At 71.2% G+C, this 1,106-nt stretch carries 2 protein-coding genes; both read right to left on the bottom strand.

All coding sequences use genetic code 11. From position 1 onward, the window contains the following. Window positions 1-168: 168 nt before the first annotated feature. On the bottom strand, window positions 169-525 hold the full coding sequence (locus tag AOK23_RS08235) for a 5-carboxymethyl-2-hydroxymuconate Delta-isomerase (RefSeq protein ID WP_055712091.1): 357 nt from the start codon (window positions 523-525) through the stop codon (window positions 169-171). A 46-nt stretch (window positions 526-571) separates the two neighbouring features. Beyond that, window positions 572-1,106: PP2C family protein-serine/threonine phosphatase (locus AOK23_RS08240; RefSeq protein WP_157877974.1), on the bottom strand; the 535-nt coding region annotated here is incomplete at its 5' end.

Consider the following 1,106-nt stretch of genomic DNA (forward strand, 5'->3'; position numbering starts at 1 on the left):
CCTCGTCCGACGCCGCGCTCATGGCGGTGAGCGCGGCGTCGGACGAGGACATGGCGGCGATATTGCGCCAGGTGATCGCCGACGAGCCGGAGGACGGCCCGTTCGGCGATCTGATGGGGCGCCTGGTGACCCTGGCGCAGCCGTAGAGGGCGCGCGGGCCCGGCTCGTCTAGACCTCGTACTTGGCGTAGGAGGGGTCGAGGTCGCGTACCTCCGCCGACGCGTGGAAGGCCAGGCCCTCCGCCACCTTCACGTGCTCGCGGAGCAGGTCCAGCACGTTCTCCGTCAGTGTCGCCTTCGTCTCGTCGGTGCGGCCGGCGAGCAGGCCCAGCGTGACGTGCACGACGCCGTGCCCTTCGGTGTCGGGTCCGACCGTGGTGTCCTCGGTCCGCCGGAACTGCGTCTTGCAGGCCTCCGGCTTGGCCACGGCGGTCCGTACGACCTCCTCGTGCAGGGCCTTCGCGAACGCGGGCCGGTCGAAACCATCGGAGAGTACGGCGGAGTAGTCCACGGTGATCTGCGGCATCGATGCGCTCCTCGGCAAGGTGTTCCAGCGGGTGTGGAAAATCAGCTCACCCTAGCCGGAGGCGGAGCGCCAGCATCGCGATGTCGTCATCCCGGTCCCGCCCGAAGCAGTGCAGCAGGGTGTCGCACAGGGCGGCCGTGCCGAGCGGGGCGTCCGCCGCGGCGGTCCGCAGATGCTCCATGGACACCGACAGGTCGATGCCACGGGTCTCGATGAGTCCGTCGGTGACCATGAGGAGCCGGTCCGTGGGCCAGAGCGTCGTCTCCGTGGGCTCGGGCCGGTCGAGCCCGAGCCCGAGGAGCGGCCCGGACGCCTTCACGTACTCGGCGTTGCCGGCCTCGTGGACGACCAGCGGCGGGATGTGGCCGGCGTTGGCGACACGGAGGCGTCCGCTGCGGGGCTCTACGAGGGCGAGGCAGACGGTGGCGGTGACGTCGGGGTGGTAGTGCTGGAGCATCTGGTCGAGCCGGGCGGCCAGCACTCCGGGGTCGGCCTCCTCCACGGCGAAGGCCCGCAGGGCGTGCCGGATCTCGACCATCACGGTGGCCGCCTCCAGGGAGTGCCCGACGACATCGCCGACG

Source organism: Streptomyces torulosus, from assembly GCF_001419765.1.
GTDB lineage: Bacteria > Actinomycetota > Actinomycetes > Streptomycetales > Streptomycetaceae > Streptomyces > Streptomyces torulosus.

Excerpts from the sequence above, each read along its gene's own strand:
- AOK23_RS08235 (WP_055712091.1), bottom strand. The coding sequence starts at position 525 with ATGCCGCAGATCACCGTGGACTACTCCGCCGTACTCTCCGATGGTTTC.